The organism is Spirosoma agri (assembly GCF_010747415.1).
In the GTDB taxonomy this organism is placed as follows: Bacteria; Bacteroidota; Bacteroidia; order Cytophagales; family Spirosomataceae; genus Spirosoma; species Spirosoma agri.
Map to the genome: position 1 here is coordinate 687,738 of NZ_JAAGNZ010000001.1, position 22,979 is coordinate 710,716.

The following is a 22,979-nucleotide window of genomic DNA, read 5'->3' on the forward strand; positions in this document are numbered from 1 at the left end:
AGCGCCTTCCGAGCGAAAACACTTTTACTTTTATTTTACAGATGTTTGGTTTATCAGAATTTATGAACAGATGATTTTCGCTTTGCCAAAGAAAATAAAGGTCAATTCGGCTCCAGTTCATCTTTCGATGGTAGTTTGGGGAAGGGCGCGTGTGGCTCGGTCTGATACCAGAAAACCGTGCTGGCCACATCCGACATCTGTGGTAGATAGCGCCCACCACTACGCCAGCCTAAATCCTGAATCGTGACCCGTAAGTCTTTGCCGAACCGGATCGGGTCCATGATGTGCCAGCGGTACATACCGAAGCGTTGCTGTGATTTGTAGGTGCCGTCGGGTTTAAGCACCTGATGCAAGCCGACATAGGGCGTCGAAAAAGGTACGTATTGACCACCCCGGTCGAAGTTATAGGAGCCGCAGAAATAATCTTCGGTGCCTGTGCCGTTGATGGTGGGAAAATCGGTATCGCCATCCATAAAAAATTTGATCTCGCCTTCGCCCCACCAGCCATTGTTGTTCACACCCCAGGCCAGAAACGTGCCGACATACTGCCCTTTCCCCTTCACGCCTTCCAGCAGGGTCAGGTCTTTTTTGTAGCCATTGGGATTTGTGCGCCGGAACTGGGCATGGAAATAGGCAACGTCATCGGGAACATCGGTAAGGGTATAGTCGATTTGGTAGTACAAATTCATCGGCTCTTTCTCATTAATATTCTGCATCGTAATCCGGCAGTGTTTGCGGAAAGGCATCTGCCAGTAGCAGTTAAACGCACTCCCCGGATTAACACTGACCGGCAGCGAGTTCAGGGGTGCGTATTCGCCCCAGCCCATGCCGAAAAAATCGCCAACGGGTACTTCGATGGACGGTTCTTTCTCATCATCCCAGTAAACACGCAGAATGGAAAATCGCCAGTTGCCGGTGGGCGTCATCCAGATGTGCTGAATAGCGCCGGACCCTGCTATGTCCGCCAGCGTGAAGGTTTCGCCCGCTTTGATGCGAATGAACGGATTGACTTTCCAGCCCCGACCCAGATCGCGGGCGGCTTCTTTGGCGTTGGCGTGATTAGGTCGGGTGTCGTTTAGTTCGTCCATGCCGCCTTTCCCTTTCTCTCCCGTAAAATTTTCGGGACTGATAGAACGTGTCTGGGCGTTGGATAAGCGCGAAAGGTTGCCGAGGCTCATGTCGAGACCGTTGAATGAGCCGGAGCTACGTTGCTGGGCATTAAGCGATTCGGCCAGAAAAACACTACAGGCAACAAGAACAATTCGGAGGTAGAACTGGAGCTGGAACATCGTCTGAAGGGCTTATTTTGAGTAAAAGGAAAAAAAACTAGTCCCTTACCCCACAACAAAAACAGACCCGTCTTGCAACGGGTCTGTTTTTGTCTTATCAGCACTACACCTGAACATGCCAGTGGTCCATTATTCTTACAATGTTTTAGGTTTCAGGTATTTATCGAACCATTGCAGGTAACGGTCAACCCGATCTTTCTGGTAGCTCGGTACGGAAATGCCGTGAAATTGTCCGGGGTAAATGATCAGTTGTGTCGGTATGCCCAATGATCGCAATGCCTGGAACATCTGCTCGCTACCCGCTGTCGGCACGTTAAAATCTTTTTCGCCAGCCATAAATAGGGTCGGGGTTTTGATGCGGTCGGCTTTTAAGAAGGGGTACGACAGTTTTAGCCACTTATCGGTGTTTTTCCAGGGAGCGCCCAGTTCGGTTTCGTACTGATTCGTGTATTGGTCGATACCATACATCGAAAGTTGTAACGAGCTACCAGCTCCGCTGGCGGCTGCTTTGAACCGGGTGTCGGTCGCGATGGTATAATTGGTCAGGATACCGCCGTAACTCCAGCCGCCAATGCCCATCCGGTCGGGGTCAGCAATGCCTTTGTCAACCACGTAATCGGCTGCGCCCAGAATGTCCAGCACTTCTTTATTGCCCCAGTCAGCGTAGATGGCTTTCGTGTAGTCGAGACCACGGCCATTGCTGCCCCGGTAGTTGACCGCCACAACTGCGTAGCCCCCCGCCGACAGCAACTGACGGGTCAGGTCGAACGCGAATTCGTCCTGCGAAACGGGGCCACCGTGGATATAGAAAATAGTCGGTAGTTTTTTGTTGGTAGATGTGTTGGCCGGTTTGAACAGGATATTCGACACTTGCGCTCCATCCTTGCTCTTCGACGTAAATCCTTCTACGGTTGCCAGTTCGAGCGGGGCCAGGAATGCGTCGTGTACGTGGGTTAATCGGCGCGGGTTACCATTCTCAAGGGCGTATAGTTCGGCGGGGGTCTGGGGATCGCTCAGTTGAGTGAGCCAGTTGCCGCCAGATAGGGCTTCCAACTCGCTGAACGACCGGTTGCCACCTACTACTTTTGCGAATTTTCCATCCGCCAGTGCATACTGCCCAACGTAGGTCTGGCGATCATCCTGAACCAGCACACCGATCGTTTGCCCGTCTTTCGCCCAGCGCGGATTGCGAACAGGCCGGTCCAGTGTTTTCGACAGTAGGTTCGGTTCGCCACCATCACGATTGATCACCGCCAGTACGGGCTGGTCATACATCAGGAAGTTACCCGAAGACGTTGACCGCAGATACGCAATTCGTTTACCATCAGGACTCCAGATCGGATTGTTGTCAGCGCCGGGCCAGGTCGTCAGTTGCTTCATCGTGGCTCCTTTGCTGGTGCTGATGACATAAATGTCCGTGTTCTGATTCCGGTCGGGATCGTCGGTGCGGTTACTGACGAAGGCCAGTTGTGATCCATCCGGCGACCAGACAGGCGACGTTTCATCGAAGTTACCGGTTGTCAGCGTATCCATTTTTTTACTGGCCAAGTCGAAAACGTAGAGGTGCGTTGACCCTTTTTCCAGGTAGCCTTTCATGTCGGCTTTGAAATGATACCGATCGAGTACGTACGGCTTGCGAACCTTCGTTTTGGCCGAATCCGCGTAATCGGGATCACGGAGAACGAGGGCAATCTTCTTGCTGTCCGGCGACCAGACGTAGTCGTCCATATCGGTTTTCAGATCGGTGAGTTTTTTGGCTTCGCCACCCCGACGGTCCATGAGCCAGATTTGCCCTTTGGTCGCACCCTGCCGCGCCGATACGAACGAGATATATTTGCCATCGGGGCTGAACCGGGCCTTTGATTCACCATCCGGCGTGTTCGTGAGTTGAACCGACTCGTTACCGTCCCAGCTTACCATCCACAGGTCGGTGTTTCGTTTATCTTTCGTCGTATCGACCGTCGACAGCCCATAGGCTACCCATTTGCCATCGGGCGACACCTGCGGATCGCTGATGGTCTGAAGCCGATACATGTCTTTTGAGTTGATCGGGCGTTTTTTGGCGGGCGTTTGCGCCAGACCGACGAGGCTGGAGAGCGTGAGCAGACCAATGAGCAGGGAATTGTTTATCATTGTCGATGTAGGAAGGAAGGTGCTAATTTACACAAAAATAGCCGGTGGAAGTCCACCGGCTATTTTTGTGTAAATTAGTACAACTACTTTGTATAGATAAACTGATACTTAAACGGAACAGATTGTACTGGACTAGTTGCTGTAGCTCGCAGTGAGTCTGTAGCCGATGTAACTGACGAAAGCAACTGTACAGGGTCCTGTGTAGTATCTACTGTATATGTTTCGTTGCTACCATCATCAAATGTTAACTGTAAGGTGTTGTTCGTAAAATCCCAAGTGCCTTTAGAATCCGATATCTGGACGCCATTACTATAAGTTTCTGTGAAAGATTTATCATTTTTTATAGAAAAGACGTCTGAAAGGTTATAAGTGCTGGAAACTCGATCTCCATTCAATGATGTAAAAGGTGATGGGTATCCGCTAAACCGAATTCGGCTTAGATTCCATTTTCCTACAACCACTGGATCTGGTGCTGGATCACTGCTTTTGCTACAGGAACTTAAACCGGCGAGAGAAACGGCCAGACAGAATAAATAGATGTAAAGTTTCATGGGAAATTGAATGTTTGGAATCAGAGCAACACTGGACAAGTGCGCGAAAACTACGAAAAAGAATAGACTATTACGTACAGTACGCTCAAATACGAATTATTGTTGCGTCAATCCAAGTGAATGATTGTAAAAATTAGTTTACGCTTCCCCTGATGGTTAGCCTGTTATCCCGCCAATTTGGTCAGCGCTTGAACGAACGTGTCTAATTCGGTGGTCGTTGTATACAGATGCGGAGTGACGCGCACGCCACGCACGGCGGGCGAATTGATGGCAACTGTAAAGATCTTGTAGTTATCGAACAGGAGCTTCGCCAGTTCAGCGGGTTTTTTCTGAGCGATACCCACGTTGGCGATGGCACAAGAACGGGCGGGGACTTCGGGCGTGTTCAGAACAATATTGGGGCGGTGCCGCACCCGATCGGTCCAGTAGCGTTGCAGATAGCGAAGACGGGCCTCTTTGCGCTCGATCCCAATGCCTTCGTGAAACTGAATGGCGTCCTGAATGGCCAGATCTGTGGCAACCGGGTGCGTTCCGGTATGATTCAGTTTTCGGATATCGTCATCGGCCACACTGCTATCAGCAAACAACGGCCAGAGTCCGGCAATTTTATCTTTACGCACGTACAGGATACCCGCGCCCAGGGGTGCGCCGAGCCACTTGTGTAGACTGCTGGCGTAATAATCGCAACCGCCAAGATCAGGCAGGGCGAAATTCAGCTGTCCGAACGCGTGTGCGCCATCGACCATTACCTCGACGTTGTGCTTATGGGCCATCTCCACGATCTGGCGAATCGGCATGATCTGACCCGTGATGTTGACCATGTGGCAAACCATCAGCAGCCGTGTTTTGGGCGTAATCGCTTTCTCATATAGGCTGACAAGTTCCGCGTCGGACTGCGGATGATTCGGCAGAGATACTACCCGGTTGACGGTGCCGTGTCGCCGGGACTGAAGGCGAAACATATCGAGCATAGCGCCGTAATCCTGTTCGGCCATCACGGCTTCGTCACCGGCTTTCCAGTCGATGCCCGCAATGACCGTATCCAGCGATTCGGTGGTATTTCGGGTAATGATCAGCTCGTCGGCCGAACAGCCCAGCAGGTTAGCCAACTGCGTTTTCGCTACTCGCTTGTCATCGAACTGGCGCGTTCGCATGTAGTAGGACGACACGGCGTTTACCTGTTGAATATGCTGTAGGTACTTGTCCAGTACGGGTTTGGCCGCCAGCGAATAGTAGCCATTTTCGAGCTGGATGAACTCTGTCGTGACCGGAAACGCCGTTCGGATCTGACCCCAGAATTCCTCCTGTTGGGCCAGCGTAGTGGCCGGAACATGGGCTACCGACGCCAGGAGTTCCGTCAGATTCGGGCCGTTCACTGTCGCCAGGCTCGTTGCTCCAACGACACTCTTCAGAAATTGACGCTTCGATAACGTGGACATAACTGATCAATAATAGGCTACGTGGGGAACGATTGCTACTGCGATATACGATCTAAAAACACCTGTAAGCGTATGATTTGAATACCTCGATATGGACTGAGCGCGAGCAAATCAATTTTATTGCCGGTGATAAGGTATTCCGCCTGCGCGTCGATCGCTAATGACAGAAGGTAATTATCATCGGGATCAGGGCTGTCTGTAACGACAGTGGTAGGCTCAATCAGGGTAAGTCGTGCCTGAATCGCTTTCAGAAAAAGAGCAATTTCGTCGGCAGTGACGTACTTTCGGAATTTATCCCGATGAGCCACTTCCGAAAGTTCAGCCAACAGACTGGCGTCAGCAAACAGCTCAATAGTGGGGTTTTCCAAAACGATTTTTAATTTATCGCGGTGTTTTTTGCCGATCAATGCACTGATAAAATCGTTGGTATCGACCACAATTTTCATGCTGGATCAGTTGGTTGCCCAAGTTGCTTTTCGAGCCGATGCGCCTTGATTTCGGTCATTATTTCATCCTCCGTGATGCCGGGTTCGGTTTGAGGCAATTGGCTATCGGCTTTGTTCCACAGATCTACCCAGGCGGGTTGATCCACTTTTAGGGAGATAATGCCCAGGTCAATCAGGTCGTCGATAAGCTTTCGGGCCTTGGCTGTCTTAATTTCTATAGTGAGCGTTTCCATATTACGTGCAGTGCTTACGTTTCCAAAGCTAACAAATAACCGGGGGCAAGACAAGTGGGTAAACAGGCCGCTTTGGTAGGTTTAGCCCGCCGATTGTGAGCCAGAAACCCACAACTGTCTTGCAATACGTTATCGCAGATTAGGTACGGGCAATACCGGTAAGCTTTCGTTGCCATCGTCACTAACCGACTGCACGGCGAAGTAATAGTTGTCTTTCGAGTAGGGCAGGGTCATACCAAGCTTGGTCGTAAAGAATTTCTTTTGCCAGAAGGGCCAGTACGTTTCGCGCATCAGCACATAATAGCCTTTCACCTTGTTGGACTGAGGTGCCTGCCAGTACAGAGCCGTTGAGTTTGTCAGGTTGCGAACATCAACCGTCACTTTTTGGGGTACGGTCGGCGATTTGGCGAGGTTGGCGAGCGTGGCCAGATTGACCGCCGTATTTTTGCGGAGGTAGTCGAAGTCCATAAACTTCGGGTAGTCGCCGTACTCAATGCCGTTCTCCGTTCGCAGGTCCTGGTGCTGGTGTTCGTAATTTTCGTTCATCTCCGTCAGGCGAACGGCGGCAATGCCCCGCTGCACGTAGGGCGTGTGATCACCACCGCGCAGGTAACGGTCGTTGCGATACACCAGGACTACTTCCAGATTCTCGACGTAGCGTTCGCCCACTTCTTTCAGGTAGCGGGCCAGGGTGCGGGCTTTGCCGTCGTTTTCGTTGCCAAACTGCCGGATTTGCCCAATGCGACCCGTTGTATCCTTCAGCAAGTTTCCGGGCAGTCCTTCACTGAATACCCGAAGCCGCGTATTGTCTATGATGCGAAGATCGCCCGGCGCGGACCCGCTGCTGTTGTTGCTACCCATAATGTCGTTATTGAGGACACCCTCTACGTTCCATTTCTCCTTGATGGCCCGCTCCGACAGGTGTTCGGCCCCGAGTAGCCCCTGTTCTTCGCCCGTCAGCGTAACGAAAATAACCGTGGCCGGAAACGATGCTTTGCTCATTACACGGCAAAGCTCGATCACCGCAGCCGTACCCGATCCGTCGTCATTAGCACCCGGCGCATCAGATTCGCGGTTCATGACGTTCGTGACGCGGCTGTCCATGTGGCCCTGAACAATAAAAATGCGGTCGTCGGTGGGGTCGGTGCCTTTGAGCGTTGCCATCACGTTGCCCATGTTCGCGGGCTTGTCAACGCGTCGGCCATCGGGCTGCAGCGTCCAGGTATCGAGTGTAGCGGTCAACCGGCCACCCGACTGTTTGGCGTATTGATTGAATTTGCCCAGAATCCATTGACGGGCGGCCCCGAGTCCTTTTTTTGCTGGTTGATCGGTGGCGTTGGCCGGAACGCTGAGGGTATGACGCGTACCGAAACTGACCAGACCGTTGACGTGTGCCCGCAGACTATCGGCCGACACCTGACTGACCAGATCAGCAATTTGTGGATCACGATTTATGATGGACTGGGCCTGTATTAGGGGAGAAGAAAGAACGGATAGGAGGAAAAGAGGAGGGATCGACTTTATTCGCATGAGTTTTATGATTGAGTGGGCGAAGCTAACAAAAAAGCGCAAACCAGCCTAGTTTGCGCTTCTATGAGGGGAAATTGCCAATTAATAAGCGGATAAATGACAATTATCCGAAATAAATGAATAGTGTTGATGGCTAGCGGCTCATGTAGGCGGCAACACCGAACGCCAGTACGGATACGATCAGGCCGAACATAAACACCGAATACGACCAGCGCAGGAGTTTGTATTTTTTGCCCAGCACTTTGCCCAGAAAGTAGATGTCGCGGATCATGCTCGAATACAGAAAATCCGAATCATCCATCATCCGGCGCATGCCCCATTCATAATCCGGGAGGTCCATCCGGTAGAAGTTACCGAAAAAGAGCAGGTTGGCGGTCTTGTTTTCAATGTCTTCTCGGCTAAATACACCGTTCGTCACGTTCGGGCGAGTAGCCAGCACGGCCAGTACGGTAGCGACTACGCTCGTGATGGTGAACATAATGGTCGGGATCGTCAGCGCGGGCCAGTCCTCCAGTTTTCGGATCAGAATGCTCAACACCAGCGAAATAACGATGGTATTGATCGAAATCATGATATTGGCTTTGGTATCGGCCATGGCACTCAGCTGGAAGTGATTCTGCGACGTTAGCCGAAACATCGTCTCGACACCGCGACCGCGCTCCTGTTTCTTTGCTTTAGGCGAGGCTTCGGCGGTTGGTGGGTCGAGCAGGTGATCCAGGCGTTCGGCCTGGTTTTCTGGCTTGTCTTTTTTAGCGTCTTTGGTGAATTTCTCCTTCTGTTCAGCCTTTATTTCGTCGTCGCTATCATCACCGTCGTTGGCAATCTGCTGGCGAAGAATGTCCAGATTGGCCGCCTGACGGGGAGCCAGCACGGTTTTGCCGTAGTGGCTGAAGTACTGGTGGTTTTCCAGAAAGCCCGCCGTTTTTTTGCGCCATTTTTTCTTGCTGATCTTCGTACCCGTCCGTTTTAGCTCCTGCCGCAATTGCTCGCTGCGTTCCAGAAAATCGGGTGTCGACAAATGCCCTAAATCGGCGTCGCAAAGGATCTCGGCCAGGGGGTTTCCCTTCGGCGATTGCGGCATCTTCGTGGCTTCGATGCAGGCCACGACGGCCTCGATGCGCTTGGACGGCATGCCGTGCTCCCTCAAAAAAGGACGGGCGTGATCGACGCTGTTATCTTCGTGGTTATCACAGCCATTAATGTAGCCCGTGTCGTGTAGCCAGGCGGCAATCAATACCGTTTCGCGATCCGTATCCGATAAGCCCTCCTGATCGGCAATCTCGGTGGCAAACGATACGACGGCCTGCGTATGGCTCAGGTTATGGTAGGTGTACTCTAATGCAAGCTGCTTGAGCAACGTTTCAGCGTAAACACGGGTTTGATGAAGCAGCGTGGTTTCCTGAGCGATCATACGGTTTGTTTGACTATACTTGCCGGTAAGCACCAAAGTAACCAATAAAACACGGATTCCGTTACCGGTGCTCGGTTAATTTTGCTCAGCTGTATCGGCCTGACCAGCACCCGGTTGTTCCAAAAATTGGTTGACTAATTGGATCGAAATCGCACTTGGATTCGACGATTATAGTTATGGAGCAGACAAATTTCCTCGCTGCATGAAGTTTTTTTACATATTGATTTCGCTGTTGACCATCGGAACACCCGTTTGGGCACAAACAACGTACAGCCTCTTTTTACTCGGCGATGCCGGAGCACCTACGCCCGATGGTCGTGATCCTATACTGAACACGCTTCGGGCTCAGCTACAAAATGCTGGTCCGAACAGTTCGCTGATTTTGCTGGGTGATAATATCTATCAGTTTGGTATGCCCGACGCCGATCATCCGGATCGCGCTGATGCTGAACGACGTATCCGCGAACAGCTCGACATGAAGGCGGCATTTGGTGGCCGAATTTTTGCCATTCCGGGTAACCACGACTGGGACAAAAGCGGAAAAGAAGGGTGGCAGCGGATTAAAAACCAGCAGGCATTCGTCCGGCAATACATGGGGCGTGATGATGTGTTTTACCCAAACGATGGGTGTCCGGGTCCGGTAGAAGTACGATTGTCCGATTCGCTCACGCTGGTGTTGATGGATACCCAATATTGGTTGCATCCGTGGGATAAGCCGGGTGCCGATTCCGATTGTGGCGCGAAGACCCTACCGGAATTTCTGACCCAACTCGATGATATTCTCTACCGAAACCGGCATCGGCAAGTGGTCGTTGCCGGGCACCACCCGATGTACAGTCATGGGGAGCACGGCGGACATTATACGCTAAAAGACCACCTGTTTCCGCTGACCAACATTCGTAAGTGGCTGTACGTGCCGCTACCCGTCCTTGGGTCGATCTATCCCGTTTATCGATCGGTATTCGGGAGCTTGCAGGACCTGCCAAATCCTGTCTATCGGGAACTACGCAATGGCATGGTGGCCGTCTTCAAAAAATACCGAAACCTGATCTACACCAACGGGCATGATCACAACATGCAGTTGATTCGGCGCGATAGCCTGAATTACCTGACCAGCGGCAGTGGTTCCAAACACGAGTCGGTTGGCAAGCCCAGGGAGTCACTGTTCGCGGCCGAAAAGCGAGGGTTTGCCCGGCTCGATCTGGGGCGTGATAACCAGATGACCATTTCATTTTTTGCGCCCAGTGAGCAGAAGGTAACTGGCGAATTACTCTACCAAACCGTTATTCAGCTCCACCCCGACGCGGCTCCGAACAGGACCGGACGCATTCAGAAACAGCCGGACAGTGTACGGGTCGTGCCGGGTGCCGGGTATGCCGCCGGAGCGGGCAAACGGTTCTTTTTCGGTAGGAATTATCGCGATGTCTGGACGAGCCCACTGACGGTTCCTGTGCTGAATTTGCGGAAAGAAGGGTTGGTGGCTACGGAGCGCGGGGGAGGGATGCAAACGCTGTCGTTGCGGCTGGTTGACCGGAAAAAGCACGAATTCGCAATCCGTTCGATCGAGAAATTTCCGGAAAAGGCGATTCCGGCTGAACTCCGAAGTGGTTTGGCGAAAGATATCGTACAGGATCAGATTTCAGCCTCGCATCCGTTTGCGGCACTGGCCGTAGCTCCCCTGGCCGAGGCTGCCGGTGTTTACCATGCCAACCCGAACGTGGTGGTCACGCCCGACGATTCGACGCTGCGCGATTACCAACATCTATTCGCCAACACGCTGATGCTCATTGAAGAACGGCCCGATGGTGACTACAAAGGAACGGGTCTGTTCGGCAACACGACAAAGCTGTACAGTACGCCCAAACTGGTTGATAAATTACAGGACGACAATGACAACCGGGTCGATCAACAGGCAGTGTTGCGGGCGCGGCTGTTCGATATGCTGATTGGCGACTGGGACCGTCACGATGATCAATGGCGGTGGGCGAGTTTCAAATCGGGGAAAGGCTTGGTGTTCAAGCCCGTACCACGCGACCGCGACCAGGCTTTTTTCGTTAATGAAGGCGTCTTGCCCCGCATCGTGAGCCGACGCTGGTTGATGCCGAAAATTCAGGGATTCGATTATACGATTCGGTATGTGCCCGGCTTTAATACGAACGCCCGATTTTTCGACCGCTCGTTTCTGACCGAGCCTAGCCGCGCCGACTGGCTGGCCGTGGCCGATTCTCTTCAGAAGGTTCTGACTGATCAGGTTATCGATGATGCGTTGCGTCAGTTACCCGAACCATCGCGCCGACTCACCGCCGAAACGATAGCCGCCAAACTACGCCAGCGTCGCGCCGATCTACCGCGCTATACCGACGAGCAATACCGTTTTCTGGCCAAGGCCGTCGACGTAGTAGGCAGTGATAAAGATGAACTTTTCGATCTGGTCCGGCGGCCCGATGGCAAAACGGATGTGGTCGTTTACAAGCTCAATAAAGACAAACAGGCGACGCAGCAGCTATACCGACGGCTATTCGATTCGAAAGAAACGGACGAAATTCGGTTGTATGGACAGGGGGGCGACGATCGGTTCGTGCTTCACGGATCGGCTTCGGATGGTAGTCTGATCCGGATTATTGGGGGCAAAGGTGAGGACGTAATAACGGATAGTTCATCGGTTCAGGGACTGTCGCGGAAAACGTGGGTATATGACCTGCGTAAGAATACGACTATTACGAGCAGTTCTGAAACGCGGAGTCGCCTATCCGATGACAAAGCCGTGAACACCTACGATCGGATGGCGTTTCGCTACAACCTCACGATGCCGCTGGTTACGATACAGGCGAATCCCGACGATGGCCTTTTTCTGGGTGGTGGTATTCTACGCCGGACGCAGGGCTTCCGAAAAGAAACGTTTGCCCAACAGCACCGCATCATAGCCAGCCATGCCTTCGCGACCAACGCGTTTAACTTCCACTACGACGGCACCTTTACCGACCTGGTAGGGAAGGCCGACCTGGTCGTCAATGCCGATATAAAAGCCCCCAACTTTGTCCAGAATTTCTTCGGAATTGGTAATGAGACCGTATTCAACAAAGAACTGGGCGTCAATTATTACCGGGTGCGGTTCGAGAACTGGGGCTTGAACGCGCTTTTACAACACCGAGTCGGGAAAGCTACTTTTTTCTACGGTCCCGCTGTTGAGCGGGTCGAACTGGAAGAAGGGCAGCAGAAGTTTATTACGGACTATGCCCAGCGCATTCCCGATGGGAAACACTTGTTTGAGTCGTTCCTCTACGGGGGTCTGAAAGCGGGTTTCACCGTCGATACGCGCGATAACGTGCTGCTGACTACACGCGGGCTGCACTGGCGGACAGCCCTGACCGCCTACCGGGGGCTGAACGAGCAATCGAAGTCGTTTTCACAGCTGCAATCAGAGCTTTCGTTTTACGCCAGCATTCGGCTACCGGCTATTCTGACAATTGCCACGCGCGTAGGAACCAGTCTGAACCTGAATGATACCTATGAATTTTTTCAGGCCAGCACCCTTGGGGGGTTAACGAATCTACGCGGCTTCCGACGTACGCGTTTTGCGGGAGAAAACGCATTCTACCACAACCTGGATCTGCGAATGCGCCTGTTCACGATCAAGACCTATCTGTTTCCGGCATATGCGGGTATTCTGGCGTTCAACGATGTCGGGCGGGTGTGGGTCGATAACGAAAAGTCGACCGTCTGGCATCATGGCTACGGCGGAGGACTCTGGTTATCGCCCTACAACACCGCCGTTATTTCAGTACTATACGCCGTCTCCCGCGAAGATCGCATCCCCATGTTGCGGGTTGGCTTCTTCTTTTGAGAGAACGAGGGAAGTCAAAACAACTGGTACAGGTCAATTTCTTCATCAACGCCTTTGATGAGAGTTGGTCCCAGGGCGCGGGCGGTTACGGGGGGCTCCGTCAGGGAATCATAGACTTCCCGCGAAACCAGAAACTGCGTCTTAAACGGCTTGTTTAATTGCTCGATGCGGGCTGCCAGAATAACAACATTGCCCGTAACCGAGTATTGCTGCCGGGTTTCGGTGCCGATATTGCCCACCACCGCGTCGCCAAGATGAATGCCGATGCCGATCGTGGTTGGAATCATTTGCTCATCGTTGACCGCTTTTCGGATTTCTTTTAGGATCGTAAAGCCCGCTTCGACCGCAACCTCGGCGGGGTTTATCACTTCGACCGGTGCGCCAAATGTGATCATACAGCCATCGCCCAGAAACTGATTGACAACACCGCCGTACTGCTCCACGATGCGAATAATAATTCCGAAGAAGGTATTCTGGTAGACCATCACGTCTTCGGGCGTTTCGTGGCTGGCGTATTTGGTGAAATCGCGAATGTCCAGAAACATGACCGCGACCCGCATCCGATGGCTCTGGTATTTTCCTTTTTGCTCGAGTACCGCGCGGGCAATTTCGGGAGAAACCTGCTGACCGAATAGCGCAACGGCTTGCTGCTCGGTTTCGGTCGCGCGAATCGTGTCGGCGATACTTTGCCGGATTTGCCGCGACACATAGCCCGATGCCAGTCCCGCCATCATTAGTAAGCCTCCTTTTGCAATGAACATCAGGGGCAAATGCACGAACATGTCGATCTCCCGGTAGGGTTCGACAAGGCTGGGCTGTTCGATCAGAAAGTAAACGCCAATAAACTCCGCTCCGGCAATACATCCCGTATAGACTGACAGCCAGACGTTAAGCCGAAGCGTCGAGAGAATAATGAAAAACAGGTACGTAAAAGCCAGCGGGCTGTTGAGTACGAGAAGCGAATCGCCCAGATGCCGCGATACGAGAAGCAGTATAAAGGTTATCGAGGTAATCTCGAAGGTGGCGTTGGCATACTTGAAGAACGTAGGTAAATCCTGATGACGATCCAGCTGTTGCCGGAACAACCGCCGGATACCCAGCTCATAGATGCTCATGCCCACCAGGTACGGCGCTACCGTACGCATGATAGGACCCGGCAGATAAATCAGGTTATCGTCGCGCAGAAAAGGCTGTAAAAGGGCCAGCACGACGATAGTAAATAAAAACAGCGCCGACAACACACCCGCTCGCTGCGCTTCCCGTTTCAGGCTTTCATCCGAAAAATGTTCCTGAAAGTAAGACGCTATAGGCGGTTGCTGCGCTGCGCGAAACGGAAAAGTCATTTCATAGTAAAGAGGATGATTCGTTCAGCTTAAACAGAGCGCGTTCAGGATTGATTCCTGTTGATTCTCCTTTCAGAATTTATACGCAATGCCAACGCCGATCGCCTGTTTGCCCGTCAGCGGTATGGGGGCAATGGACATGCCCACGCGTGGTTGCCGAAGCAGTTCATTGTAGCGTGTAACGGCCTTATTGACGTGTCCGTTGCCAATGATGGCCAGCGTAAGCGAGGCCCCAATCGATGAACCATAGACAATCCAGTAAGTGCTGTTTCGACCGTTTTTGTTGAAGATAACGTATGCCAGCGTCGCCAGTGACGTTAACCGACTAATGCTGGTCAGTGTCCTGAAGGCGCGGAAATGATGGTTGACCATCGGGTCGTTGAGTTCAAAAAAAGGAACTTCGAGCGCGTAGGGGGAGGAAAGCCGTTTGCCGCCATAGAAATAAACGGCACCAAAGGAGGAGGCCGCCGTGTGTTCGATCGGTAACAGATGCGCCGGGATTGGAACGGATCGATAATGCGACGTATCGTCCGTGCGCTGGGCAAATGTGACGGCGATTGAGGAGAGAACAAGTAAAACGGTCAGTAAATGGGTCTTCATAAAGATGAAACGAAAACAGGGCGCCGAAGCGATAATGATTTTTTTTACGGTCGGTTCTACTGTCGATAGTACGCAGCACGGTCATAAATGCCAGTAATCATCGGGTAGCGCAAAGTAGTTCCGCATTCGTAGGGTTTCAGTCGCTTCTACAATTGCGGTTTATATGGCTGTTGGATGGATAGCGTCCCGATGACTACAACGGAATGGACGTTTGCTTGGTTTATGGCCTTGTCAACCGATACGCAGCCCGTTGTCGGTAGGGCGTTCGGGTTGAAGCAGCGTGACGGAACCATCGTCGGCAACGGCTCCCAAAACCAGGCATTCGCTCATGAACGTCGCGATTTGTTTGGGCGGAAAATTAACGACAGCCACGACCTGCATTCCCACCAGCTCAGCCGGTTTGTATTGTTTGGTCAGTTGGGCCGATGTGCGCTTAACACCAGAATCGCCGAAGTCGATCGTCAGTTTATAGGCTGGCTTGCGGGCTTCCGGAAACGATTCGGCTGATAGCACGGTGCCTGTCCGGATCTCAACCTTCTCAAAATCAGCCCAGGTAAGCGGTTCGTTGCTCATGGCGCAAATTAATCATCCAGCCGCTATGAACGCCAAAAACTTTTGTGAGCGACGCATCGTTAAGCACACGACAACACGTCCTCAATCACTCATCACATTATGAAATCAACAGTACTGTTGCTGGCCATGACCGCAACCGTTGCGCTTGCCGGGCGACACATGGGGCCACCTGCCAAATCCGTCAAAGCAAAATCGACCCCTACCCGTAGTTCGCTCCCGGCACCTGATCCCGACAATGGCGGCCTTAAACTGGTCAATGGCTTCAAAGCGCTGGTCTTTGCCGATAATCTGGGGAAAGCTCGCCATGTCGCTGTTGATCAGGCTGGTACGGTATTCGTGAAGCTGGAAAAACTCAATGATGGCAAAGGGATCGTTGAGCTGAACGACACGAATGGCGACGGTCGGGCCGATCAGACCGTTATGTTCGGCAACAATACCGGAACGGGCATGACGATCTACAACGGCTACCTGTATGCTTCTTCGGACACGTCGGTTTATCGCTACAAATTGACCAATGGGAAAGTAATGGAGACGTCGCCTGCCGAACCCATTATTTCGGGTTTAACGCTCCAGCGTCAGCATGCCAGTAAATCACTCGCCATCAGCCCCGATGGTAAGCTGTTCGTGAACTTCGGCGCACCATCGAACGCATGTCAGGAAAAAGATCGTCAGAAAGGATCGAAAGGCATGGACCCCTGCCCAATCCTGGAAGAATACGGCGGCATCTGGCAGTTCGACGCTAATAAACTCAATCAGCACAAAGCCGACGGGAAGCGGTACGCAACCGGCATCCGGAATGCGGTGGCCCTCGACTGGAATACGGCAACGAACTCGCTGTATGCGCTCCAGCACGGTCGCGATAATCTCAACAACTGGGGCGGTGTGTTTACCGATGAAATGAGCGCTGAGTTGCCATCCGAAGAGTTTCTGATGGTGAAAGAAGGCTCCGATTTTGGCTGGCCATACTGCTACAATGATCACTCGAAAAATCAGAAATTTCTGGCTCCGGAATACGGTGGCGACGGCACCAAAATAGATCGTTGTGCGGGTAAGGACAAACCAATCATGGCCTTCCCGGCCCACTGGGCACCGAATGATTTACTGTTCTATACCGGTACTCAATTTCCTGCCCGGTACAAAAACGGTGCGTTCGTATGTTTTCACGGTTCCTGGAACCGGGCTCCGCTGAAACAGGGCGGCTATTTCGTTGCCTTTATTCCGTTTGGAAAAGATGGTCGTCCGTCGGGTAAGTACGAGGTGTTCGCGGAAAATTTCGCGGGCGTAGCGGAACTTGGCAAACCCGGTACCGACGTAAACGCGGGTAAACTTGACCTCGCCAGTCCCGGCGATGCGAAGGCTCGTCCGGTTGGGCTGGCACAGGGACCCGATGGATCGCTGTATATTACCGATTCGGTGAAGGGTAAAGTATGGCGCGTGATGTACGCGAAAAAATAGAAAGCAGTTTATTGCCAAAATCCCCGCATCGAACTATACTGTTCGATGCGGGGATTTTGTATTTATAGCCGCAACGGTGCTTTTGCGCAACCAACGCTCAAGTGGGAAGGTTAGCTAATTCAGCGGCCATAAATTGTTGGAACCGCTCGTGCAGAGTCCGGTAAAAAGTCAGGTATTTTTCGCCTTCGGCCGTAATGATGGTGCCCCCGCCTTTTTCTCCGCCGGTCTGCGTTGTTACCAGGGGAGTTTTGGCTAGCGTGTTCATCGAATGGACCATCTCCCAGGCGCGTTTGTAGGACATGTTCATGGCCTTGGCCGCTTGATTGATGGAGCCGGTTTGCTGAATGTGGCCGAGCAATTCGAGTCGTCCGATGCCCATAAAACGTTCTGCTCCGTCGGCTGAGACTGTTTCGAGCCAGATGCGCCCATTGATGCGAAGGTTCATGCCAGAAAAAGTTGTTCCGGGGCGAATGTACGACAAGCGTGGTTTCGGGTGGTTGATTCATACGTCGTATTTCGAAAATACGGCGTATGAATCAACCACCCGAAACCACAAGATTACTTCACTGATCGCTGTACACCCAAGCGGCTGAAGGCTCCTTTCAGACGAACGAGCTCTCGGTTTTTCAGGCTGATGGAGTCTTTGGCCTGCTGGCTGATACTACGGGCAACACTATCGGACATGAACCAGCCCAGCGGATACTTGGCGTTGTAGGCCAGCCGGAGGGTCAGGTAATTTGTTTTGGGATTGGCAAACCGGTCCATGAAGGAGTTGAACATATTGTCGCGCGTACTTGACCCATTATCCCAGGCATTGAAAAAAGCCAGCAGCGGAATCTGCACCTCCTGCAAAACGGACCGTTTCTGCGGTAGCTTGCCAATGGTATTGCTGTTCTGAACGAAGAGAATGTACGGAATAACGGTCACGCGATCCGCCGTGTCCAGCCGTCGGATGAAAGGCACAAGGTTGTTCAGAAGCTGGATGCAGGTTTCAACGCCGGAGTTGTCGAAATAACCGCCATCGACCACGTGCCCGCCGTAGCGCTGTTTGCTGTTGTTGCCTACAACCGTGTCTTTCTGGATCAGGCCACCGTTGGTCACCACCGGAAAACGACTACACAACGACGCGGCTGTCTTGAGTGGTACATCTGAGCCTAACACATCCAGCGTTGACACGACGTTCTTGAAATAACGGGCATCCAGTTGCAGATTCGACGTAATCACCTTCTGTCCCGATTCGGCAAGGGTTCCGTTCAGTAACAGCGACGGGAGGTTGTAATTATAGCCATCACGCGTCTGGTAGAGCTGCGTCAGCGATGAGTCAAGCGTCTGTAGACCAAGATTGTCGTGGTAGGAACCCGCCCAGGAATCTTCGAGCCATTTGGCCCGTTCGAGCGCCGGAAGCGGGAACGGGACAAAACGCTGAATGGACTCCGGAAACAACAACGCCGACGATACCGCCGACAAATAATCGTCCCGAATTACGTTCCTGAACTGCTCAAACTGACGGATGCGGTTGCGTTCGGCCACATCGCGCAGAAAGGCTGTGTAAAAAACCGTTCCAACACCCCCGCCCGATACGCCACTGAGCGCGTACACATGGCGGCTGAAACCGGGAATGATGGAATCGAGCCGGATCAGCGTCTCCGCCGTCCAGTTCAGCGCACGAATGCCACCACCTTCTGCCGCTACAAGCACGAGCGGAATAGTGTCGCCTTCTTCCCGCCGACGGGCGGCTACCCACTTAGTAAAGTGCGCTTCGACGGTTGGGCGTTGCGTGATTGGCGGCACGGACAAATCGGTGGCCCGACGCACGGCTGTATTGTCATTGAATGCGCTGACGACAATGAGGTAGACAAAGACAAACAGAACCAACGGACGATAGCGGTAATCGTTGAAATACACCACCAGACTTCCCCAGAAGGTATACATCGAAATGCCGAAAATGATAATGGCCGTGGGGCGCAGTCGTCGCGCAATTTCCCACTCGACCGGGAGGCTCAATAGAGCGATCAGAAAAGCCGTTAGCAGTAATCCCGCCGAAACGACTAACCGGCCAAGAGGGTGTCGCCAAAGTTCGCGCACATCCTGTTTGAAGCTCGTGTAGCGGTCCGAAAACCGCCAGTGTTCCGGTAACCTGAATACCGCTACCCGCCGTTCGACCCAAAGAAACAGGAATGGCATCAGCCCACTTTCCAGCAGGAGAAGATACGGCTGCCAGCGATTGGATGCCCAGAAAGCATACGCCAGAATCAGCGCCGGAATAATGCCCCCCAGTTTGGGCAGCCACCGCAGCAGCACCTCAGACTCCTCATTGAGCCGTAATCCAACCGGTGAAATATGCAGAATCATGCGGGTGCTGCCATACACGATCCAGCTCCAGACGAACGTACTGAGCAGAATATACTGGAACAGCCGACTGAAGACACCGTCGTCTATTACGGCGTTGATCATATCGGCGGCCTGGTCGGGAACCGTTAAAATGTAGAACGAAAGGAGTAAGGTAATGATGACGACAAACGCGTTACGTTGTGTCTGGTAGAACGCAACAATGTAATTTCTAACTTGCTGCTGAAACGAGTGAGGTCCGGCGGATGGCACGAGAATTGGATTGATACATCAATTTATTGAATGTAAGCTTTTCTGGTTTACCGGCGACGAAAACGTCGTCTATTTTTAGGGAAAAACTCGGGTAAAAACGTTCGGTGTGTGCGTTCCGGTCGTACCTTTCGGGCGATAGTTTCCTCGCCTTGTTCGCCCCTTATCGCATCGTTTGTCTGCGACCTCGGCGACCCGTCCCGACTATCGCTCCGGTTATGGACAATGTCGAATTACTCTCCCGAATTCAGTTTGCCTTCACCATCGCGTTTCACTACATCTACCCGCCCCTGAGCATTGGTCTAGGCGTTTGCCTGGTGGTGATGGAAGGGCTGTATCTCAAAACAAAAGACAAGATTTACGAAGAACTGACCCGATTCTGGGTCCGGATTTTTGCGCTTATTTTCGGCATTGGCGTAGCTACGGGTATCGTTATGGAGTTCGAGTTTGGCACCAACTGGGCTACGTATTCGCGCTACGTTGGTGATATTTTCGGTTCTGCCCTGGCTGCTGAGGGTATTTTTGCGTTCGCGCTGGAATCGGCTTTCCTGGGTATTCTGCTGTTCGGCTGGAATAAGGTTAGCCCGCGTGTCCATTTTCTGGCGACCGTTCTGGTCGCGCTGGGTTCCATTTTTTCGGCCCTCTGGATCGTTGTGGCCAACTCGTGGCAGCAAACACCGTCGGGTTATCGGATCGAAGGAACAGGAATGCAGGCCCGTGCCATCGTGACCGATTTCTGGGCGATGGTGTTCAATCCGTCGTCCATCGAACGATACTCGCACGTATTGATCGGTGCGCTGCTGGCGGGGTCGTTTCTCGTGCTGAGCGTCAGCGCGTGGTACATTCTCAAAAAACAATACGTCGTTCATTCACGGGCGGCTTTCAGGATTGCGCTCTGGGTAGCGGCTGTATCGTCGCTGGGGCAGTTGTTCACGGGGCATCAATCGGCGGAGGTCGTCACGAAATACCAACCGGCGAAACTGGCCGCCATGGAAGGGCATTTCAAGAAATCGGCTCCGGCGGATATGTACCTGATGGGGTGGGTCAACGCGAGCGAGCAGAAGACGATGGGGCTGAAAATTCCCGGTGGCCTGTCGTTTCTGGTACATCAGGATTTTAACGCGCCCATTCCCGGACTGAACAGTATCAAAGCCGAAAATCGCCCCACGGCGGTCAATTTCGTGTTCCAGACCTATCACCTGATGGTCGCCATTGGCATGACGCTGATCGCGCTGACCTTGTTCAGTTTGTATCTGCTCTACAAGAAAAAGCTGTTCGAAACGCGCTGGCTGATGAGCGTATTCGTTTTCGCGGTGCTCTTACCGCAGATCGCCAATCAGGTGGGTTGGTATACGGCGGAGGTGGGTCGCCAGCCGTGGGTTGTCTACGGGTTGCTCCGCACCTCCGATGCCCTGTCGCAAGCCGTCAAAGCGGAGCACGTCCTGGCGTCGCTCATTTTGTTCACGCTTGTGTATGTGATGCTGTTTGCCCTGTTTTTGTACCTGTTGAACAAGAAAATTCAACACGGTCCCGACGTGATGGACTCCGATCAGGAAGAACCATCGTCCCGCATGAATCCGGTACTAAATTAATGAGCGAGAGGTGAATGAGCGAAAGGGCGAATTTGTCCGCGGGGACGATCGCTAACTGGCTCAATCACTCTTTCGCCCTTTCACTCATTCGCTCTATGGATACGGTTCTTGGTATTGATTTGCCTACGTGGTGGTTTCTGCTGATTGGCGCGCTCATTAGCGGCTACGGCATTCTGGATGGTTTCGATCTGGGGGCGGGCGCGGTACACTTATTTTTCCGGAAAGAAGAAAGCCGCCGGATTGCGCTCAACGCCATTGGCCCGGTTTGGGATGGCAACGAGGTCTGGCTAGTAATTGGTGCCGGATCATTATTCGCGGCTTTTCCGTTCGTGTACGGCACGATTTTGTCGGTATTTTATCTGCCATTTATGCTATTTCTGGTCGCCATTATCTTTCGGGCAATCTCGATCGAATTTCGGAGTAAAGAGGAAATGAAGTGGTGGCGGAAGATGTGGGATGTGAGTTTCTGTTTGTCCAGCATTACCATTTCGCTGCTGCTGGGTCTGATTCTGGGTAATCTCATTCAGGGGATTCCCTTGAACGCCAATCACGAGTTTGTGGGCCGGCTGCGCGACTTTTTCAACCCCTATGCCTTGCTGATTGCCGTTACCGTTCTGTCACTGTTTATGATGCACGGTGCCATGTATCTGATCATGAAAACCGAAGACCGGATTTTTACCCGCCTGACGATCATCGCTAATAACACCAGCAAGTTTTTCATCCTTTGTTTTATGGCTACGTCGCTGGCAACGCTGATTTACGTGCCGCACATGACGGCTATTTTCAAAGATCACCCTGCCTTATTCGTGCTGCCCGTTGCCGCCGTATTGATCGTGCTGAATATCCGGCGAAGCATCGAAAAACGGCAATACCAGCGTGGTTTCGTTTCGTCGGCCGTCACCACGGCGTTGCTCCTGATCCTGTTTGCGATGGGTTTGTACCCCAATCTGGTGCTGTCGAATATTGACCCGAGAGGCCATATCAGTATTTACCAGGCGGCTTCCTCGGAGGGTTCGCTGCGGACCATGCTGCTCATTGCGTTTATTGGCATGCCGCTGGTGGCAACCTACACCATCTTCATGTTCTGGACGTTTCGCGGTAAAGTGAAGCTGGAAGAGCACAGTTATTGATTTTTTTGGCCGAAGGGTACTCGATACGCCATATCTTGGAGATAGGGCGTATCGAGTACCCTTCAGTTCTTAAGTCGTCAAATCTGGTCGTTCGCCCTTGCGCAGGGCATTCACCAGATTATGCGTTCGGCGTGTTGGCTCGGGAATCCGATACCCGACTCCACGGGGGGCGATTCCATGGGGGCCGACTCCACGGCGGCCACCGTCGCAGGCTAGCGTAAGTGCAATTGCGGTCTCCAGATCGATCAAATGACCGGGTGAGACATAAACCGGATTGACTTTATTTTTAGTTCGCAGGGCCGCGCCGACCACATCGCCGTAATGCAGCATGGGCGACCACGAGCCCCGTTCAGGAGCGGGTTCTTCGTATTTTCCGACCAGTACCGATTTGCCACAACCGAACGTCGGACGATTCAAGAATAAACCCGCGTGGGAAGCAATTCCGATTCGGCGCGGGTGAGCCGTACCATGTCCGTCGAACATCACCACATCCGGTTCGGTCTTTAATTTGGACCAGGCTTCTAACAGCGACGGGATTTCCCGAAACGACAGCAGACCGGGAATGTATGGGAACGGAGCCGTGCTGATCACCCCGGCTTCTTCAATGGTTTCGAGTGTTTCCAGGTTTAGCACGACAATCCCCGCGTAGACCGTTTCCTCAAACTTGTTGAACGAAATATCGCAGCCCGCAATCGTCTTGGGCGGAGTCGCTATCGGCCCGATCCGAATCTGCGAACGCAACTGTTTTTGCAGCGCGACAGCCTCAGCGGGCGAAACGTTCCAGTCGTGTAATTGTAGGTAGTGAGCCATAT

General features: G+C 52.6%; 18 protein-coding genes. 4 read left to right on the forward strand and 14 right to left on the reverse strand.

Features of this window, described 5'->3' with window-relative positions; all coding sequences use genetic code 11:
• Positions 1-101: 101 nt before the first annotated feature.
• The 8 genes from GK091_RS02905 to GK091_RS02940 form a co-directional block, all read right to left on the reverse strand.
• The gene (locus tag GK091_RS02905; RefSeq protein ID WP_164035115.1) at positions 102-1,289 is read right to left on the reverse strand and encodes a glycoside hydrolase family 172 protein; all 1,188 of its coding nucleotides are present in this window, start codon (positions 1,287-1,289) and stop codon (positions 102-104) included.
• Positions 1,290-1,424: 135 nt separating this feature from the next.
• Positions 1,425-3,422, reverse strand: coding sequence for a S9 family peptidase (locus GK091_RS02910; RefSeq protein ID WP_164035116.1), 1,998 nt, complete (start codon positions 3,420-3,422; stop codon positions 1,425-1,427).
• 83 nt (positions 3,423-3,505) lie between these two features.
• The gene (locus GK091_RS02915; protein WP_164035117.1) at positions 3,506-3,973 is read right to left on the reverse strand and encodes a lipocalin-like domain-containing protein; all 468 of its coding nucleotides are present in this window, start codon (positions 3,971-3,973) and stop codon (positions 3,506-3,508) included.
• A gap of 164 nt (positions 3,974-4,137) precedes the next feature.
• Complete coding sequence (locus GK091_RS02920) at positions 4,138-5,412, reverse strand: aminotransferase class V-fold PLP-dependent enzyme (protein WP_164035118.1); 1,275 nt, start codon at positions 5,410-5,412, stop codon at positions 4,138-4,140.
• Positions 5,413-5,447: 35 nt separating this feature from the next.
• On the reverse strand, positions 5,448-5,858 hold the full coding sequence (locus GK091_RS02925) for a putative toxin-antitoxin system toxin component, PIN family (RefSeq protein WP_164035119.1): 411 nt from the start codon (positions 5,856-5,858) through the stop codon (positions 5,448-5,450).
• Positions 5,855-6,091, reverse strand: a complete 237-nt coding sequence (locus tag GK091_RS02930) for a hypothetical protein (RefSeq protein WP_164035120.1) — start codon at positions 6,089-6,091, stop codon at positions 5,855-5,857. Before GK091_RS02930 ends, GK091_RS02925 begins: the two co-directional genes overlap by 4 nt.
• Before the next feature lie 129 nt (positions 6,092-6,220).
• Positions 6,221-7,621, reverse strand: a complete 1,401-nt coding sequence (locus GK091_RS02935; RefSeq protein ID WP_164035121.1) for a M28 family peptidase — start codon at positions 7,619-7,621, stop codon at positions 6,221-6,223.
• A gap of 133 nt (positions 7,622-7,754) precedes the next feature.
• Entirely contained in the window at positions 7,755-9,032 is a 1,278-nt protein-coding gene (locus tag GK091_RS02940) for a Pycsar system effector family protein (RefSeq protein WP_164035122.1), read from the reverse strand.
• A gap of 202 nt (positions 9,033-9,234) precedes the next feature.
• On the opposite strand from GK091_RS02940, the gene GK091_RS02945 reads away from it, so the two are divergent.
• A complete protein-coding gene (locus GK091_RS02945) occupies positions 9,235-12,876 on the forward strand; it encodes a BamA/TamA family outer membrane protein (protein WP_164035123.1) in 3,642 nt (1,213 codons plus the stop codon).
• Positions 12,877-12,890: 14 nt separating this feature from the next.
• Here the strand turns inward: GK091_RS02945 and GK091_RS02950 are convergent, their stop codons facing one another.
• The 3 genes from GK091_RS02950 to GK091_RS02960 all read right to left on the reverse strand — a co-directional run bounded on the left by GK091_RS02950 (position 12,891) and on the right by GK091_RS02960 (position 15,392).
• On the reverse strand, positions 12,891-14,219 hold the full coding sequence (locus GK091_RS02950) for an adenylate/guanylate cyclase domain-containing protein (RefSeq protein WP_164035124.1): 1,329 nt from the start codon (positions 14,217-14,219) through the stop codon (positions 12,891-12,893).
• Between the two features lie 72 nt (positions 14,220-14,291).
• On the reverse strand, positions 14,292-14,819 hold the full coding sequence (locus GK091_RS02955) for a hypothetical protein (RefSeq protein WP_164035125.1): 528 nt from the start codon (positions 14,817-14,819) through the stop codon (positions 14,292-14,294).
• A 231-nt stretch (positions 14,820-15,050) separates the two neighbouring features.
• Entirely contained in the window at positions 15,051-15,392 is a 342-nt protein-coding gene (locus tag GK091_RS02960; protein ID WP_164035126.1) for a tRNA-binding protein, read from the reverse strand.
• Positions 15,393-15,491: 99 nt separating this feature from the next.
• Between GK091_RS02960 and GK091_RS02965 the strand changes: the two genes are divergently transcribed.
• The gene (locus GK091_RS02965; protein WP_164035127.1) at positions 15,492-16,847 is read left to right on the forward strand and encodes a PQQ-dependent sugar dehydrogenase; all 1,356 of its coding nucleotides are present in this window, start codon (positions 15,492-15,494) and stop codon (positions 16,845-16,847) included.
• 97 nt (positions 16,848-16,944) lie between these two features.
• On the opposite strand, the gene GK091_RS02970 is transcribed toward GK091_RS02965, so the two are convergent.
• Complete coding sequence (locus GK091_RS02970) at positions 16,945-17,292, reverse strand: winged helix-turn-helix domain-containing protein (protein WP_164035128.1); 348 nt, start codon at positions 17,290-17,292, stop codon at positions 16,945-16,947.
• A gap of 113 nt (positions 17,293-17,405) precedes the next feature.
• A complete protein-coding gene (locus GK091_RS02975; RefSeq protein WP_246202130.1) occupies positions 17,406-19,448 on the reverse strand; it encodes a hypothetical protein in 2,043 nt (680 codons plus the stop codon).
• Between the two features lie 215 nt (positions 19,449-19,663).
• Between GK091_RS02975 and GK091_RS02980 the strand changes: the two genes are divergently transcribed.
• On the forward strand, positions 19,664-21,037 hold the full coding sequence (locus tag GK091_RS02980; protein ID WP_164035129.1) for a cytochrome ubiquinol oxidase subunit I: 1,374 nt from the start codon (positions 19,664-19,666) through the stop codon (positions 21,035-21,037).
• A 95-nt stretch (positions 21,038-21,132) separates the two neighbouring features.
• Positions 21,133-22,167 (forward strand): cytochrome d ubiquinol oxidase subunit II, encoded by a 1,035-nt coding sequence (gene cydB / locus GK091_RS02985; protein ID WP_164035130.1) that lies wholly within the window; start codon positions 21,133-21,135, stop codon positions 22,165-22,167.
• Between the two features lie 69 nt (positions 22,168-22,236).
• Here cydB and GK091_RS02990 read toward each other — a convergent pair whose 3' ends face one another.
• On the reverse strand, positions 22,237-22,977 hold the full coding sequence (locus GK091_RS02990) for an endonuclease V (RefSeq protein WP_164035131.1): 741 nt from the start codon (positions 22,975-22,977) through the stop codon (positions 22,237-22,239).
• Positions 22,978-22,979: the final 2 nt, after the last annotated feature.

What these genes read in the sequence shown, in the direction of transcription:
- GK091_RS02925 (WP_164035119.1), bottom strand. Translation starts at nt 5,858, where the DNA reads ATGAAAATTGTGGTCGATACCAACGATTTTATCAGTGCATTGATCGGC.
- cydB (WP_164035130.1), top strand. Translation starts at nt 21,133, where the DNA reads ATGGATACGGTTCTTGGTATTGATTTGCCTACGTGGTGGTTTCTGCTG.
- GK091_RS02935 (WP_164035121.1), bottom strand. Translation starts at nt 7,621, where the DNA reads ATGCGAATAAAGTCGATCCCTCCTCTTTTCCTCCTATCCGTTCTTTCT.
- GK091_RS02980 (WP_164035129.1), top strand. Translation starts at nt 19,664, where the DNA reads ATGGACAATGTCGAATTACTCTCCCGAATTCAGTTTGCCTTCACCATC.
- GK091_RS02930 (WP_164035120.1), bottom strand. Translation starts at nt 6,091, where the DNA reads ATGGAAACGCTCACTATAGAAATTAAGACAGCCAAGGCCCGAAAGCTT.
- GK091_RS02915 (WP_164035117.1), bottom strand. Translation starts at nt 3,973, where the DNA reads ATGAAACTTTACATCTATTTATTCTGTCTGGCCGTTTCTCTCGCCGGT.
- GK091_RS02910 (WP_164035116.1), bottom strand. Translation starts at nt 3,422, where the DNA reads ATGATAAACAATTCCCTGCTCATTGGTCTGCTCACGCTCTCCAGCCTC.
- GK091_RS02965 (WP_164035127.1), top strand. Translation starts at nt 15,492, where the DNA reads ATGAAATCAACAGTACTGTTGCTGGCCATGACCGCAACCGTTGCGCTT.
- GK091_RS02960 (WP_164035126.1), bottom strand. Translation starts at nt 15,392, where the DNA reads ATGAGCAACGAACCGCTTACCTGGGCTGATTTTGAGAAGGTTGAGATC.
- GK091_RS02950 (WP_164035124.1), bottom strand. Translation starts at nt 14,219, where the DNA reads ATGACTTTTCCGTTTCGCGCAGCGCAGCAACCGCCTATAGCGTCTTAC.
- GK091_RS02970 (WP_164035128.1), bottom strand. Translation starts at nt 17,292, where the DNA reads ATGAACCTTCGCATCAATGGGCGCATCTGGCTCGAAACAGTCTCAGCC.
- GK091_RS02945 (WP_164035123.1), top strand. Translation starts at nt 9,235, where the DNA reads ATGAAGTTTTTTTACATATTGATTTCGCTGTTGACCATCGGAACACCC.
- GK091_RS02905 (WP_164035115.1), bottom strand. Translation starts at nt 1,289, where the DNA reads ATGTTCCAGCTCCAGTTCTACCTCCGAATTGTTCTTGTTGCCTGTAGT.
- GK091_RS02955 (WP_164035125.1), bottom strand. Translation starts at nt 14,819, where the DNA reads ATGAAGACCCATTTACTGACCGTTTTACTTGTTCTCTCCTCAATCGCC.
- GK091_RS02940 (WP_164035122.1), bottom strand. Translation starts at nt 9,032, where the DNA reads ATGATCGCTCAGGAAACCACGCTGCTTCATCAAACCCGTGTTTACGCT.
- GK091_RS02920 (WP_164035118.1), bottom strand. Translation starts at nt 5,412, where the DNA reads ATGTCCACGTTATCGAAGCGTCAATTTCTGAAGAGTGTCGTTGGAGCA.
- GK091_RS02990 (WP_164035131.1), bottom strand. Translation starts at nt 22,977, where the DNA reads ATGGCTCACTACCTACAATTACACGACTGGAACGTTTCGCCCGCTGAG.